The sequence below is a fragment of the Pseudoalteromonas sp. SR43-2 genome (genome assembly GCF_014163885.1).
Taxonomy (GTDB): Bacteria; Pseudomonadota; Gammaproteobacteria; order Enterobacterales; family Alteromonadaceae; genus Pseudoalteromonas; species Pseudoalteromonas distincta.
Genome location: NZ_JACJED010000015.1, coordinates 1 through 15,949, shown reverse-complemented (window position 1 = coordinate 15,949; position 15,949 = coordinate 1). Strand labels below are relative to the sequence as shown.

The following is a 15,949-nucleotide window of genomic DNA, read 5'->3' as shown; positions in this document are numbered from 1 at the left end:
GCGAGCCAAGGCTCGCTATTTTTATTTATGTTTATGTTAATACATACTTAAGCATCTTTGTTAACAGTTATGGCCGATGCCATAGACTCAGATATATGCAGTGTACGCTGCGGAAACGGAATACTCAGCCCAGCGTCTTCAATTGCTTCTTTAACACGTTTATTTAAATCCCACACAGTTTGCCAATAATCACCATTAACAGCCCACGCACGTAATTGAATGTTCACTGCGCTTTCGCCAATTGAAGTTACCATTACTTTAGGTGCAGGCTCTGCGAGTAATCGGCTCTCTGATGCGGCTAATTCTTTAAGTACATTTAAGCCAACATCAATAGAGTCGGCATACGAAATACCCACCACTATGTCCATTCGTCTTTTGCCATTACGGGTAAAGTTTTTAATATTCCCACCCCACACTTTGCCGTTAGGCGATGCTATATAAAGGCCGTCGGTGGTTTTAAAAATAGTGGTAAACAGGTTTATTTCACTCACAGTACCTAGTGTGCCACTGGCATCAACAAAATCGCCTATTTTAAAAGGTCTGAGTATTAGCAGCATAATACCCGCAGCAATATTGCTCAGCGTATTTTTAAGGGCTAAACCAATCGCTAAACCAGCAGCACCCATTAGTGCAATTAAGCTTGCCGTATTAACGCCAAAAATATCTAAAATAAATAGCCCGCCAATTATATAAACTAAATAACCAGCAATACTCGATAAAAGAGGAAGCAGCGTACTATCCACTTTTTTTAATGGCGATTTAGAGTTTTTAATCGCTTTTTTAACCGAGCGTGCAATTAAGGCACTCGCAATTAAAATCACTAACGCTAAAATCACTTTGTACCCTAAAGTGATGATTGTTTCTGAATGGCTTTGCCAAAACGCTAAAAGTTTATCTTTCATGTTTGTTCCGATAAATATTGCTGACACTCAGCAAAATAATGGTTAGATCTAATAAAACCGACTTCAAAAGAAGTGGCGCGAGTATATAGTAAAAAAAGATTAAATCGATGAAATTAAAAACGTTTTAAAACAGCATGTTAAAAGTTATAACTTCTTATATTTTTAATTCAATTTAGGTTAAGGGTTAAATACATACACTTAACAAATCAAATAAGAGGAAACAACCATGAACTTTAAATCAACAATATTAAGTAGCGCTATTATTTTTGCCTTAGCAGGCTGCGGCTCATCAAATGACGATGCTGAAACAACCCCACCGCAAACAAGTGATAAAACCACTTTTAGCTTAGGAATTTCCGACGCTCCAGTTACTGGTTTAAAACAGGTTAACGTTGTATTTGATTCAATAACAATTAAAGCCCAAGAAGGTGAAGAAGTTAGCTTTGAAACTCGCTCTAAAAACGATGCCACCTTAGCGCAAATGGTCAACTTACTAGACTATACGGGCGACGATATTTTTCAATTACTTGACGATCAAGAAGTACCTGCAGGTGATTATTCGTGGATCCGCGCACAAGTAATAAACGGCGACACAAACAACCTTAGCTTAACATCTCACGTAGTTTATGAAGACGGCAGCATTGCACCGCTTATCGTAAAAAGAAAAGGTAATGATGGTGTGGGTGAAATACAGCTAGATGGCTTTACACTCAATCAAACCGACAACGAGTTTGTATTAGAGTTTGATTTAAAAAAATCGTTAGTTGATCCACAAAATAATAACGAAGTCTTTTTAAAACCTCGCGGTGTGCGTTTACAAAACCTTTCTGAATCACAAGATATTGAAGGCACTGTAAGCCAAACACTTATAAACAATTGCGAGACTGACAACATTGCTCTTGCCGCTGATGATTCATCATTTGGCCATGCTGTTTACCTTTACTCTGCGCAGGCACAAACCCCAACAGATATTCATGAAATAGATGACCAAACGCCTGATAACGCTCCGTTAGCTATTGCCAATGTTGTATTTGATGCAGACGATAATGAATACGAATTTGAACTCGCATTCATAACACCAGGCGACTATCAACTTGCTTATACGTGTAGCGCACACATAGACGATGCAGAGCAAATAGATGCTGATTTTAATATTTATCAACTAAAACAAATTAGCCTAACGCAAGCTGACGATTTATCAGTCAATTTTGACATAGCCCAATAACTGCATGGCGCACATTGAGCTGCGCCTTTATTCATTTGTTAATAAGGAAAAAACCATGGCAAAAGAGAAAATAGTACTCATAACCGGCGCTTCTAGTGGCATTGGTGAAGCAACGGCAAAAACCTTAGTAAACAACGGTCATAAAGTTATATTAACCGCCCGTAGAGAAGAGCAACTTAACCAACTTGTTGCCGAGCTAGGATCAGATAACGCAATGAGCGTAGCCGCAGATGCAACCGACTTTACCGCGCTTGAAAACGTAGTTGCCAAAGGCATTGAAAAGTTTGGCCGATTAGATGTAGCCTTTGCTAACGCGGGTATGGGTGTTTCAACCGCTGGCACCGAAAAAGGTGATCCGGATGAGTGGTCAACCATGATTGACATAAACATTAAAGCCCTACTGTGGACTGCAAAATTAACACTGCCGCATTTACGCCAAAACAAAGGTCACTTTATATTAACCAGCTCTGCCGCGGGCCGTAAGCCAATTGGCGGCTCTATTTACGGTGCAACTAAATGGTTTGCTTATGGCTTTGGACAAAACTTAGCTGAGGAAATGAGTGAGTGGAACGGACGCTGCACTACTATCGCACCAGGCATGGTAAACACCCCGTTTTTTGATGAAGCTAAACCCGACAAACTCGACCCGCAAGATGTAGCCGACGCCGTACTGTTTGCTATTGAAGCAAACCAGCGCAACAGCGTGCGCGAGATTTATTTAATGCCAACTAACTAAATGTAGCTTGGTAGATTTTTGGCTGTCGGGTTTAATGCTAATGGCGTTAAACCTGATGGTTGCTTGTATTTTGTGGTTAGATTTTAATAGCGTAAAGTTGAACACTGCATAATTAAAGATCAGATTAGCTGCGTACTTCTACACGCCAAGGTGGATTAATCCTATTTTCACCAGCCCAATAAAGCTTAATTTTATGATCTGACGGATCATGCAGTACGGCCTCTCGCCATAAATAACTCTGGTCTGTAGGTTCTTGTATAAATACAAAACCTTTAACTTTTAAAGCCTCAACCAGTTCATCTAATTGTTCATGTTCAAAATATATTACCGTGCCACAATCAAACTCACCTCGATCTAAAGACAATGAGAAAGTTGAATCTCCATCTGGGCATTCAAAGCGAGCATAATGTGGGGTATCTACAATTTGAGTAAAACCTAAGTCGCGATAAACTTTAGTCGAAATTTCCATGTCTTTAACGGGTAATGTAATTTGATTTAAGTTCATTTAAGTTCCTTTGCCCCTAATATTCAGTTAGGGCACTCCACCGTTCAACTATAGTTGCATCGCCCAATAAGTTCATCTAATTCCGCCTGAAGTCTCGCTGTACGCTCGTTAGTTAATGACTCAAGTTCAGAAGCATAAATAAATGGGTAAATGCTACCGCCTTGATAACTAGCTGAAGCAGCCTCTGCCTGACTGATGCTGTAGCTTTCCCATTCTGTTTGGCTGTTCATTAAAGATTGACTCACAAAATCACCTACTCGACTATCTATTCCAGCAATGGCACGTTGCATTTTCTCTTTTGCAACTTCCAGTCGTTTCGCCGCTCTGTTGTTCAATTCAAGCTGGGTAAAATCTTCTGATTCGTTCTCTTCGATTAGAGGTGAAGCTTCGGCTTGAAGAGCCCGATTTTTTGTTAGGATAGCTTCAGATTTTCCGGTAATCATAGCTTCTAGCTGCTTTAAACCATTAATATCTATTCCTTGCTCATTCATTTGCTTATGAATATCGAGAAGCTTCTTCTGTTTATCTAACGTTTCAAGTTGAGGCTTACTCTCAATCTTGCGTTTAAACAAATATCCAATGACACTAATAACAACACCAAGGAGCACTAATCCAAATTTTTCAGTTATATTCATAAGCTCGATTCTTGTTTAGCCCTAACGCCACATGACCTGCGGAGCAAGCTGGACGATTTTTTACGCCCTTTGTTTTATGCAAAAAATCGGAAAGTTTGCGGAGTCAGATTTCATGCGCTTGTTATATTTTTAATTTTCACATTCAAAACCAGTTAATCCGAGGCTTTCATTTAAGGATGCTATAATTGCTTTGATTTGCTCTTCCGCCTCTTCCATTTCTTTTGTTACAACTTCATCTACGGCTTTAAGTGCAAATGATAGCTTGTCAGTCAAAATTATTTTACGCCTTTTACTCACCCGTTCCTGAAACTCTTTTTTAAGCCAGTCATTTAAATAAGATTTTCCACCATGAATTGCACCGTAATCAGTATCCCTAGTAACTATGATAATTTCCTTATCTGTTTGATTTGCACACTCAATAATCCACTCCCAATTTATTGCATCACCAAATGAATTATCTGCATCTTTTCTTGGAGGGTAGCCAAGGGAAAACCTTTTTCGAGCTAACCTTCTAATTCTAAAGCGGTCATCCGATTCTCGATCTAGATTGTAATCAGATTTACGTTTAAAAATTCTATTTAATTTTTGAAAAACCGGATCGTTAGAAGATGGGTTTTGTAATATCTTTTCAACCTTAGCTTTTACTTTCTTTTGTTGTGTAGATATTTCTTTTTTGTGTTTCTCAATCATCTTCGATGGTTGGAAGTCAGCTAATAAAGCTGGAGGGGTAAGCTTCCCCCAATCAGGAGAGGTATAAGCTTTTAATGTTTCAAGAATTACTTTTTGTCTGTTTTTCTTAAATTCCATTTCAACCTGAGAGCCTATTATTAGGCGATCTTTGCAATCTTCTAACCTGTCGAGGTATGCAAGGCTCACATCGCTTTTCCTTATTCGATATAAATCTAGCAAAATATTTGTATCTACAAAAATCAAAGCATCCAGTTGCACTAAACTCTCCTACAAACATAACAATTTAGTTTACGACATTTTTCTTTTTACAAATCGGCAAATGTCCCTATTTTATAATAGTTTCATCCTAACTATATAATAAACAACTGTAAACAGTTAGTTAGCTTCGCCTTACCTTTTCTAAATGTAGCAAAACCCCAAAATGGTGTAGATCAGTAATATCAGACAAATCGTTGTTTAGTTATACAGCTTGATTATCAATTAACAGGTTATATTTTAAATACCTGTGTTTAAACCAATAACGCGTACACTCTATAACCCCTAAAACTGTAACTCGTTATTGCTTATAAAATTAGTTAAAAATCACAATCTACTTCTATTGAATACTCTGTATTTTTACTTCATATTAAATATTCTTATTTCTCACTTATTATGCTGTTATGTCATTTTTAAAATTTAGCCATGCACTTATTTTTACCATTACGAGTACCCTGTCGCTTACAAGCCATGCGGCGCTTGATAAAAACGAGCGTGAAATAGTAAAACAGGTCGATAAAAACATTCCCCAAGCACTTAAAGAAATAGAGCAAGCCGTAAATATTAATAGCGGTTCGCTTAATATTGAAGGTGTAAAAAAAGTAGGTGCGCTGACAAGTGAGCAGCTTAAAGCCATTGGTTTTAAAGTAGAATGGCTGGATGGCAGTGCGTTTAACCGCGCAGGACATGTATTAGCAACCCATGAGAGTAATGATCCCGATGCAATAAAAATACTGATGATCGGCCATCTAGATACGGTATTTGCCAAGCACGATGACTTTACCACTTACAAACAGCTTGATGCCGATACTGCCAGTGGCCCAGGTGTTGCTGATATGAAAGGCGGTAACACGATAATAATTACCGCACTTAAAAGCTTACAAGCCCTTAATTTACTCGAAAATGTAAGCATAAAAGTATTGCTGACTGGCGATGAAGAAAGCAGCGGTCGCCCGCTTAGCTTATCTAAACAAGCTATTGTTGATGCAGCAATTTGGGCTGACGTAGCGCTTGGCTATGAAAATGGCGATAACAATATAAAAACAGCTATGGCGGCGCGCCGTGGTTATACAGGCTGGACGCTAAACGTAACGGCAAATGCAGCGCATTCGTCACAAATATTTAGCGAAAGCGTTGGTTATGGCGCTATTTACGAAGCATCACGCATTTTAAATGATTTTAGAGAGCAACTTGCCACGCAACCTAATTTAACGTTTAACCCGGGGCTTATTGTGGGCGGTACAAATGCCGATTACGACAGCGCTAATTCGTCAGCAACGGCGTTTGGTAAAAGTAATGTAATAGCACAAACCGTGCATGTTGCAGGTGATTTACGCGCACTTTCGCCAAAGCAGGTAGAAAGCGCTAAAAGGGTTATGCTACAAATTGTGGCTAAAAACTTAGATGGCAGTAAAGCAGAACTTATTTTTGAAGACGGTTACCCGCCAATGGCATTAACTGATGGCAATAAAAAGCTATTAGAATTATACAGCGACGCAAGCCACGATTTAGGCTTCAACAAAGTAGTAGCCGCCAATCCACGCAATGCAGGTGCGGCTGATATTTCGTTTGCGGCAAATCATGTTGATATGGCACTTGATGGTTTAGGCTTGATGGGCAGCGGTGCGCACACTAAAAACGAAACAGCCGATTTAACCAGCCTTGATAAAAACATTAAAAAAACGGCATTACTCATTTATAGATTAGGAAAACTGTAATAGTAAATGTATTTTAAAGATGAGCGTAGGCCAAATAATAACCGACCTACGCTTGTACTTACTTTTAAGACATTATTTTAAACAATAATTCTCGCACTGTGGCCGGTTCAAACGGTTTATCACAAATAGCATCAACTCCCGCTTGAGCTATATTTGCTAGGTGCGTTTCGTTTGCCTCTGAGCTCACCATTAAAATAGGAATATGCGAGTAACTATTTGAGCTTCTAACGGTTTCTGTTAGTTCTCGCCCGTCCATTTCTGGCATGTTGTAGTCGGTTACTATTAAGTCAAACGGTTGGTTATTCAAGTGCTCAATAGCTTCTTTACCATTTTCAGCTTCTATTGGTGAAGGTATTCCCATCCCCGCAAGTACACGTATTATGTGTTTACGCGCAAAGCGGCTGTCGTCTACCACTAAAACTCGCAGCAACGTTACGTCAAAATGATCAAGTTCTACTTCTTCTTCGCTTATAATATCGAGGGTTGCTTTGAGTGCGCGGGTAATGGCTTTTGCGCTAAAAGGCTTGGGCAAAATAGCCAGCACACCCGATTGGCGTAATTGCTCAAGGTATTTTTTATTACGCTCGCTCGATATAAGCATAAAAGGTTGATGCTCGGTGATAGGGTTTGATCTTATTTCTTGCAATAGTGAGTCGGCTGACCCGTCAGATAAATACATAGAGCTTATAACTAGATCAGGGTGATAACTTGCTAATAAGCTAAGCGCTTGTGTTTGTGTAGATGCAGTTTCAACTTGTTTTACACCACTTTCTAAAAGCGATTTTATTATTATTTTTTGCTGAACCTCCGAAGGCTCTACAAGTAAAATGGACAAGTTTGCTATTGCAGTTAAGTCGCTCATTCAGATCTCTTTAGTATTGTTATAATCAGGATAATAATAACATTTTTGACTCGTTAATATTATATAAAGAGATTGTAATATTTAAGAAAACACTATCAATCTCTTTAAAATATAGCACTTATTAATTAGATTGAATGTAATCTAACGCATTCATTTTTTTATACGTGACGTTAGCGTGCAAAATATGTACAGGCTCAGGGTCAACCACTTCAACAGGAATGTCGTAATTTCGGGCTATTTCAATTGCCATTTGCGTAATATTGACGCTAAACGAGGTGCCCATAAATACAATTTTATCGGCGTTGAGCATACGCTGTTGTGCTTGTGTTATTCTGTAAAGCTCGGTGTAGTATTCGTCAAATAATAAAACAAAGGGCTTAAATGAATGGTTTAGCTCAGGCGTTTGGTTTTGAATATTAAATAGCTCAAAAAGAGACTCTTGCAGGCGGCTTTCGTCTACGCTATCCCACGGGGTGGCAAGTGGCATGACAGGCTCACCTTGCTCATGAAATAAGGTCATTTGATCAAGCCTGCCGTGTATCGCTATGTAATTTTTGTTACCCGCTTTGCCATCAAGCCCATCTATGTTTTGAGTAATTAGGTTTTTGTCACTTAGCCAATGGTGTACGTCGTTTGGGCCATGGTTGCGATACGTTGCAAAGCGATGGTAATACCATGCTAAAAACTCTTTTGGGGCATTTTGGTACATTGCGCGCGTTGCCATTTCCATAGGCGTATAATTTTTACTGCCAATGGTCCAATAACCATCCTCCCCTCTAAAGGTGGGAATACCACTGGCTGCGCTGACTCCCGCTCCTGTAATGTAAAGAGTGTTCACTTTTCAACCTCGTAACCGAGTACGTTAGCGCTAACTTGCTGACTGTTATCAATGCCGCCAATTCGATATAAAACCCCACTGTGCTCAAGTAAACCACGATGATCCATGCTCTTTACTTCAACTGGGGATAAAATCTGCCATTCGTTTTTATCACCACTAAAGCGCCAAACATGGTCACTTGCTGGTGCAGGTTTGCCGTCGTAACCTATTGCGTTGTAGTTATATGGGTTATTAGAGCCTGCCATCATATAAATATTGCCATTATAGCTGGTGGCTGCCATTCGGTAGTGAGCAGTGCCTGTTGGATGTGGCAAGGTACGCCAATCTATTTTTTGTGGGTTAGTTGAATCTATTGTGCCTTTTAAGCACTGTGCTACACCTGCAAACGAGCGACGCGAATCAGGATTAGCTTGTGTTTTAACGCCATCACAAATAACAATGATATTATCGCTAATTGCAGCGGCTTGGCCAAATACAGGCTCACCTAAAAATGGCGAGGCTTGTTGCCATGTATTATTTTGCGTGTCGTATACTTGTACTAAGTTTACGTTGCCGTCGTTATGCCAACCGCTTATTAGATAAATGTAACGCGCTTTGTAGCTCAGCGCGACGCTATCGTCTACGGGTACTGGCATACTCGCAAGATGAGTGTAGGTATCTTTTATTACGTCGTACCTATATACGTCGGGGCTTGAAACTTCAGTATGATCCTCTGCTACCGTATAGCCGCCAAACACATAAGCGTATTCGCCTAAACCGGCTGCGGTGCTTGCTAAGCGCCCTTTTAATGGCAAGCTTGAAGGCACACCAGTTTTAGATTGCCACTGTGAATCGCCAACTTTAAGCGCCCACACTTTATTATGCACTGACGAGTATTGTTTATCGCGCCCCAGCCCCATAAAGCTTAAAAAGTAAGGCTGATTTTTAACAATAACTTTAGCCACAGCATTATTTGCAACAGGCTCAGGTAAAGCGGGAAGGCTTGCTAACGCAAGAGAAAAAAGAAGGCTCATAAGGCAAATAATTTAATAAGAATTAATACGCTCAGATTAAATTATTTTAGCCTTGTGAGCCAGTATTGTTATATCTAAATAATCAAACGCTTTTGATTAGTAACTATATTAGTAGGCAATACTAATATGCTGATTTACGTACGCTGCATTTTGCGCTTCATCAACCATTGCGCTTGCATAATCAGTGACAGATACCTTGCTTTCGCCTGCATCATTAGTAAAAAATGTATTACTGCCTATACGGTAATTGCCTTCATTATCAACCAGGCATAGCTTGTGCAGTTTATTTATCAAGGAACTACCTACAAACTGCTGTAAGAGCATTTATAGATTTTTTAACGCAGCACTGGAAAACCGCTATTAAAAATGTGGCGCTAAGTAATGTATTGTAGTTAAGGGCGTTGTGATGATGAGTTGTCTAAAGTGGTAGTTCAGCATGATTTTTTAAGGTAAATAGGTTACGTTATCTAACCCTTGTTGTTTATTTTTGTACATAGCTTGATCAGCATATTTTATAAGTTCGTGCTCTGTTTGGCCGTGCTCTGGGTAGTTTGCAATGCCAATACTGGGGGAAATATTTAGTAGTACGTCATCCAACTTAAAGACAGCTTTAAACTCAGTGAGGACTTTATTTTTTATTCTGACGGTTTCGTGACTAGAACTTAAATTATCTAAAATAATTAAAAATTCGTCTCCGCCTAAACGCCCTACTGTGTCGTAATGCCTAACCGACGCTGAGAGCCTTTTTGCTATAGCACATAAAAGCTTATCGCCAGTTTCGTGTCCGTGGGTGTCGTTTACTGCTTTAAAGCCATTTATGTCTATAAACAGTAAAGAAAAAAATGTGTTGTTTGTAGTTGCACTAATAATTACTTTTTCAAATCGCTCCATCAATAAAGAGCGATTAGGCAAACCAGTTAACACATCGTGCCGAGCCATGTAATGGAGCTGCTCTTCCATTACTTTTCGCTCAGTTATATCGTGCGCAACTGCAATTCTTACTTGATGTTGCTCTGACCAACGAACAGACCATAATATATGGACTATTTGACCATCTTTTCTCATCCAGCGGTTTTCGAAGCGAGGGTTTACCGTTTCGCCAGACAATAGCGAAGTTACGGCGTTATGCGTTTTGTAATGATCACCTTCGTAAACATAGTTAATCATCTTTTTGCCTACAACTTCGTCGGCCGTATAACCAAAAATTTGCTCAAATGCTGCGCTTACAAAAACAAATGTGCCTTGTTTATCTACCACACAAACGGCATCAAGCATTAAATCGAGTACTGCTTCTACATTAATTAATTCATTTTTTATCATACTTTGGTGCCTTCAAAGCAAAACCAAGCAAATTTAAGTATTCTATATAGCTTTAACAAAAGCAAAGATAATTAAACCACAATCGTAGATAACACAGGGCTAGGTATAAATTGTGCCCATATAATTAATATTACTTTGAGAAGCATGATACGAAATAGTTAAGATTAAATATTTAATAACCGTAAATACTTTGAAGTTATTCTGAAATAGACTAAATTTTAAGTTGTATATAAACATATATTTATCAGTTATTTACATTTTACTGACTCTTTAATAAATATACTTATAAAGTTCATTTAACTATATTTTTACAGTTCAATTGGGCGAAATTAGACCTTTTAACTACTACAAAATTAGCTACCTTGATTTAATCTCATTTATGCTCTTACACTGTTAATGTATGTTAATATTGTGTGATATCACATGCATTACAAAAACAATGACTGTTTTTGATTTTTTGATTGCGCAGGAGACTTTTGGGTGAAAATATCACAACGTTTGTTTTGGCCATTACTTTTTGTTTGCCCTCTCTTAACGGCCGAGCCGTTTGAAGATGAAGACCTCGATCTTGATGCTTTAATGGGCATGGATGTACAAGCAACTTCTGCGATGAAAAGAGCGCAATCAGCATTTGATACCGCTTCATCTATTTATGTATTAAGTAAAAAACAAATTACTAATTCTGGTGCTACATCAGTACCTGAAGCACTGAAAATGGTGCCTGGTTTAATTGTACGTCAGCTCGATAACAATCAATGGGCTATTTCATCAAGAGGTATTGCTTCTCGATTTTCTAGCAAACTATTGGTTATGATTGACGGACAAAGCTTATATACCCCAAAATTTGCTGCAGTTTATTGGGAAACACTCAACGTTCCTTTGTATGACATTGAACGCATTGAAGTAATACGCGGACAAGGCGGATTACTTTGGGGTAGTAACGCAAATAATGGCGTGATTAATATCATTACTAAAAACAGTATTGATACTCGCGGTGGATACGCAAACGTAACAACTGGTAATCAAATAAATGTTGATGCAAATCTTCGTTACGGTGGTGATATAAGTAACGTAGGCAGCTACCGTGTGTATGGTCATGTAAAAGATGCGAATGAATCAAAAAAAGGGATCTTACTCGCACCTAACGATACAACTAAACAAAATTCCTTAGGTTTTCGGGCTGACTTTACCCCTAATGATGAGTGGTCTGCGCTACTTCAGGGGGACGTTACTCACTCAACACTTGGTCAAAACTACCGAGGTGTTATAGATGAAACCAACGAAAATATTTCATTCTCAGATGATTTAAAGCGAACAGACTCACGCATAATGGCGCGACTTGAAAACAGAGTGTCGCCCGATGCCAATCAAATGCTACAAATTTCTTGGCTGAAACAAAATGGTTCTCAAGATTATATTAAAGAAGATTTTGAATCGATAGATATTGATTATCAAATGAACTTCATATACCAATCTCTACAGCTAGATTGGGGATTAAACTACCGGTATAACTCTATCTCTTTCGCAGAAAGTGTATTTTTAGATAGCGATAAAAACTTTGATAACCTCAAACAGTTTGGTGCACTTGTTCAAGCTCAATACAATGTGACGCCTGATACACTCGATTTTATTATTGGTACTAAGCTTGATCATAACGATTTAACTGGCTGGGAAAATCAACCGTCAGCAAGACTTATATACAAACCAGTAGATAACCACCTTACTTGGGGTGCTATATCGCGAAGTGTACGTACACCAACATTGATTGAATTTAACGACAACTTTAAAGTTAATGGTACAGAAATTAAAGATCTTACCGGTTTAAGCTCTGGCTTTGGACAAATAGACGAATACCGAATTGCAACCTACCTAAATGGTAACGACAAAGTTAAATCAGAAAACTATCTATCTTATGAATTAGGCTACCGTTTTACTGCTAACGATTGGTCATTGGATCTTTCTACTTATTATACCGATGCTAATAACGTAGCGGTTATTGATATGAATACACATGCTGAACAATTCACTCCTATACTTGAATTATTTCTAGCAGGGAGAATCCCAGAAGTATTTCAAGCACTAACAATGACTCGCATAGATTTAGACTTTGCATCTGTAGCAGACACGACCACTAAAGGGTTCGACCTAGTTGTATCGTGGCAACCTGTTGATAATCTCAATACTGAGTTTGGTTATAGTTACACCGATTATAACTACGATTTACCTCCTCGAGTAGAGCCCGCAATCGGCTATGACTCTAAAAACAGGCAGTTATTTGCAAAAGCCGATTATTCTTTTTTAACCAACCATAATGTGTTTGCGACATTGCGCGCAATAAACTCAAATGCATATAACACTGATAATTACACAACGTTAGATGTTAGTTGGAATTGGCAAGCAACACCTGTGTGGTCTACTGCAATTTCGGGTAGAAACCTCTTTGCAGGTTCACATATTGAGTACAATAATACGCGCGAAACCTATACATTACCAAACTATATTGATGAATGTATTACATTTACAATTTCAGCAAATTTCTAAGTTAATTAGATGATTAAATTAAGAAGTTTTATTCACAGTAGCTTAATAACGTTGACACTTTTTAGTGCCAGCGTTTGTGCTGTTGAAAAAGAATACATGCTAAAAGCAGGCTTCTTATATAACTTTGCACGTTTTGGACACTGGGATTATCATTTAGAATCTCTTAATGAATTTATTATTTGTAGCCCTGATAAATACTTTATTGATGCGGCTAACAACGCTTTAAAAAGCCGCACTATAAAAAACTTACCTCTATACAATAAATTAATCACTCTTGATGAAGTAACAACCTCGGCGTGTAACATGCTATTTATTACCTCTGATACATTTATCGAATGGCAAAACGTAACACCTTTAGAGCTGAAAAACGTTATGCTCATTGGTGAAACAGACACATTTATTGAAAATGGCGGTCATATTAGGTTTTTTCTTTCCAGTGGTAAAATTCGCTTTGAAATTGCTCCGAAACAGCTTAAAGATGCAGGCATTACTATGAGCTCAAAAGTGCTACGCCTTGCCCGCGTTGTAGATAGGTAGTGCAATGAAAAAACTATTTGCATTAAATACGATGAGCAAAAAATTACTATTAATCTTAATGAGTGTTGCACTTGTATCAACCGCGACAGTAACCATTGTATTTAGTGCTTATGAAATCACTAGCGCTAAAGAGGAACAAATAGAAAGCTTGGGCTCTCTGTCAAAAATGCTTTCACCGAATATAACTACAGCACTTATGTTTGATGATTTAGATGCAGTGCAAGAGCTTATAAACCCAATACTTATACGATCAGATGTTATTAGTATAATGGTAACAAGTATGACTGGTGAGGAACTTGTTATTGCGCAATCCGAAGATGAAGATATGGAGCAAAGTATTGAAGTAAGTACACCCCTTCAGCTCGATATGCATGATTACGGTATATTAAAAATACGCGCTAACAACAGCTACATTCAAGACAGAATTACTTTTTACTTTAAGTTTATAATGATTTTGATGGTATTCACCTTTGCCATCAGCCTAATTTTATCTCTTTTATTAAGGCGTCGCTTTTTAAACCCTATTTTATATCTAGCTCAAACAGCAAATAAAATAACTACATCACACGATTATAGCTTACGCGCTAAACAGCTATCACAAGATGAAGTAGGACAATTAACCTATTGTTTTAATGCAATGTTATACAACATTGAGCAAAGAGAAAATTCATTAGAAAACCAAGTTAGACTGCGTACTAATGAACTTGAAAATGCGAATATTCAGTTGCAACAATATGCCTACCAAGATGGATTAACCGACTTACCGAACAGGCGTTATTTTTACGAAAAACTACAAAGCTTAGTAAGTATTAAGGGAATGAAGTTCGCCCTTATATTCATAGATTTGGATGGCTTTAAAGAAGTAAATGACAGCCTAGGTCACGACTACGGTGATTTACTCTTACACCAAGTAGCCACAAGACTGCAAAGTTGTATAACGACTAAAGATACAGTCGCACGTTTAGGTGGTGACGAATTTACATTAATTTTAGAGGGTGTAAATAGCCCGGATGAAGCATCAAAAATTGCCGAAGCTGTAAAAAGCAGCTTAATGCAGAGCATTAAAGTAAAAAAAGAGACAGTCTATGTTACTGCAAGCATAGGTTTAACACTTTTCCCTGCTGATGGTTTAACAGTAGAAGAGCTCGTTAGACGCGCTGACCAAGCAATGTATTTATCTAAAAATAAAGGGCGGAATCGCTATGAATTTTTCTCTTATGCTATAGAAGAAAAAGCCACAGAAAAGCGTCGTCTAATAGAGGAGATACGCACTGCAATTGTTAAAAACCAATTTGAATTATTTTACCAACCTATATTTTCAATCGACGGGAAATCAGTACCAAAAGCTGAAGCTCTAATTCGTTGGAATCACCCTGAACGAGGCCTAATAGGGCCAAATGAATTTATACCTGTCGCTGAAAAAAACGGATTAATAAACGATATCGGCCAATGGGTAAAATCTCAAGCAATTCAAGATACCGTCCAATTCAATGTTTTAAGTGAAAAGGCAATTCAAGTCAGTGTGAATACATCACCTCTTGAAATTGACCGTGCTGGTTGCTGGGTGGATGAATGGATTGTAGCAAGTAAAAAGTATCAACTACCTGCAAACACAATTTTAATTGAAGTCACTGAAAATACTTTAATGGATCCCGACTCGTCAATACAACGACAATTAAAACGCTTAAGCACTATTAATATAGATATTGCGATTGACGACTTTGGTGTTGGTTATTCTTCTTTGGCGTATTTACAACGCTTAGATATAGATATTTTAAAAATAGATCGCTCATTTATCAACGATATAGAATCAAACGATAATAGTATTGCTCTCGTGAAAGCTATTATCACTATGGCTCACAATCTAGACGTAATGGTGGTTGCTGAAGGAGTTGAGACACAAAAACAGTATGACCTATTAAAGCAGCTTGCTTGTGATTATATTCAAGGCTACATTTTTTCAAAGGCAATTACTAAACAAGAGTTTATGGAAAAGTATATAATACCAATCCGCAATAATACTTAATCATTTTGCGGGGCTAAACGGGTCGCTACCTGTGTTAAAAAATTCTCATTTACGACTGCATGGATGCAGAAGGTAGAGCAATGCAGGAGCAATTGCCGAGAACAACTAAATAGCAAATTTTTTGCCTAGCTATCAACACGTTTTTC

Annotated in this window: 15 protein-coding genes; 6 read left to right on the top strand and 9 right to left on the bottom strand. The window is 38.1% G+C overall.

Features of this window, described 5'->3' with window-relative positions:
• Positions 1–47 precede the first annotated feature (47 nt).
• Positions 48–902, bottom strand: coding sequence for a mechanosensitive ion channel family protein (locus H5120_RS13150; RefSeq protein WP_182674896.1), 855 nt, complete (start codon positions 900–902; stop codon positions 48–50).
• A 226-nt stretch (positions 903–1,128) separates the two neighbouring features.
• On the opposite strand from H5120_RS13150, the gene H5120_RS13145 reads away from it, so the two are divergent.
• A complete protein-coding gene (locus tag H5120_RS13145; RefSeq protein WP_182674893.1) occupies positions 1,129–2,127 on the top strand; it encodes a DUF4382 domain-containing protein in 999 nt (332 codons plus the stop codon).
• Between the two features lie 55 nt (positions 2,128–2,182).
• Positions 2,183–2,863 (top strand): SDR family oxidoreductase, encoded by a 681-nt coding sequence (locus H5120_RS13140; RefSeq protein ID WP_182674890.1) that lies wholly within the window; start codon positions 2,183–2,185, stop codon positions 2,861–2,863.
• Positions 2,864–2,987: 124 nt separating this feature from the next.
• Here the strand turns inward: H5120_RS13140 and H5120_RS13135 are convergent, their stop codons facing one another.
• The 3 genes from H5120_RS13135 to H5120_RS13125 form a co-directional block, all read right to left on the bottom strand.
• Positions 2,988–3,368, bottom strand: coding sequence for a VOC family protein (locus tag H5120_RS13135; protein WP_182674889.1), 381 nt, complete (start codon positions 3,366–3,368; stop codon positions 2,988–2,990).
• 44 nt (positions 3,369–3,412) lie between these two features.
• Positions 3,413–4,003: a lysozyme inhibitor LprI family protein gene (locus H5120_RS13130; RefSeq protein WP_220487093.1), complete on the bottom strand. Its 591-nt coding sequence runs from the start codon at positions 4,001–4,003 to the stop codon at positions 3,413–3,415.
• Positions 4,004–4,132: 129 nt separating this feature from the next.
• Positions 4,133–4,951, bottom strand: a complete 819-nt coding sequence (locus tag H5120_RS13125) for a PIN domain-containing protein (protein ID WP_220487092.1) — start codon at positions 4,949–4,951, stop codon at positions 4,133–4,135.
• 401 nt (positions 4,952–5,352) lie between these two features.
• Here H5120_RS13125 and H5120_RS13120 point away from each other — a divergent pair, with 401 nt between their 5' ends.
• Positions 5,353–6,666: a M20/M25/M40 family metallo-hydrolase gene (locus H5120_RS13120; protein WP_182674887.1), complete on the top strand. Its 1,314-nt coding sequence runs from the start codon at positions 5,353–5,355 to the stop codon at positions 6,664–6,666.
• A 64-nt stretch (positions 6,667–6,730) separates the two neighbouring features.
• Here the strand turns inward: H5120_RS13120 and H5120_RS13115 are convergent, their stop codons facing one another.
• From H5120_RS13115 to H5120_RS13095, 5 genes are all read right to left on the bottom strand, one after another.
• Positions 6,731–7,528, bottom strand: a complete 798-nt coding sequence (locus H5120_RS13115) for a response regulator (protein ID WP_182674884.1) — start codon at positions 7,526–7,528, stop codon at positions 6,731–6,733.
• Between the two features lie 121 nt (positions 7,529–7,649).
• On the bottom strand, positions 7,650–8,366 hold the full coding sequence (locus tag H5120_RS13110) for a Sir2 family NAD-dependent protein deacetylase (protein WP_182674883.1): 717 nt from the start codon (positions 8,364–8,366) through the stop codon (positions 7,650–7,652).
• Positions 8,363–9,379: a kelch repeat-containing protein gene (locus H5120_RS13105; protein ID WP_182674880.1), complete on the bottom strand. Its 1,017-nt coding sequence runs from the start codon at positions 9,377–9,379 to the stop codon at positions 8,363–8,365. The genes H5120_RS13110 and H5120_RS13105 overlap by 4 nt, the downstream gene beginning before the upstream one ends.
• Positions 9,380–9,487: 108 nt before the next feature.
• Positions 9,488–9,673: an epimerase gene (locus H5120_RS13100; protein ID WP_182674877.1), complete on the bottom strand. Its 186-nt coding sequence runs from the start codon at positions 9,671–9,673 to the stop codon at positions 9,488–9,490.
• Positions 9,674–9,823: 150 nt separating this feature from the next.
• Positions 9,824–10,699 (bottom strand): diguanylate cyclase domain-containing protein, encoded by an 876-nt coding sequence (locus H5120_RS13095; protein WP_182674875.1) that lies wholly within the window; start codon positions 10,697–10,699, stop codon positions 9,824–9,826.
• 480 nt (positions 10,700–11,179) lie between these two features.
• Between H5120_RS13095 and H5120_RS13090 the strand changes: the two genes are divergently transcribed.
• From H5120_RS13090 to H5120_RS13080, 3 genes are read left to right on the top strand one after another with little or no spacing between them, the layout of a single operon-like run.
• Positions 11,180–13,240, top strand: coding sequence for a TonB-dependent receptor domain-containing protein (locus H5120_RS13090; RefSeq protein WP_182674872.1), 2,061 nt, complete (start codon positions 11,180–11,182; stop codon positions 13,238–13,240).
• Positions 13,241–13,249: 9 nt separating this feature from the next.
• Positions 13,250–13,777, top strand: coding sequence for a YfiR family protein (locus tag H5120_RS13085; protein ID WP_182674869.1), 528 nt, complete (start codon positions 13,250–13,252; stop codon positions 13,775–13,777).
• 4 nt (positions 13,778–13,781) lie between these two features.
• Positions 13,782–15,803, top strand: a complete 2,022-nt coding sequence (locus tag H5120_RS13080) for a bifunctional diguanylate cyclase/phosphodiesterase (protein ID WP_182674867.1) — start codon at positions 13,782–13,784, stop codon at positions 15,801–15,803.
• The last annotated feature ends 146 nt before the right edge of the window (positions 15,804–15,949 follow it).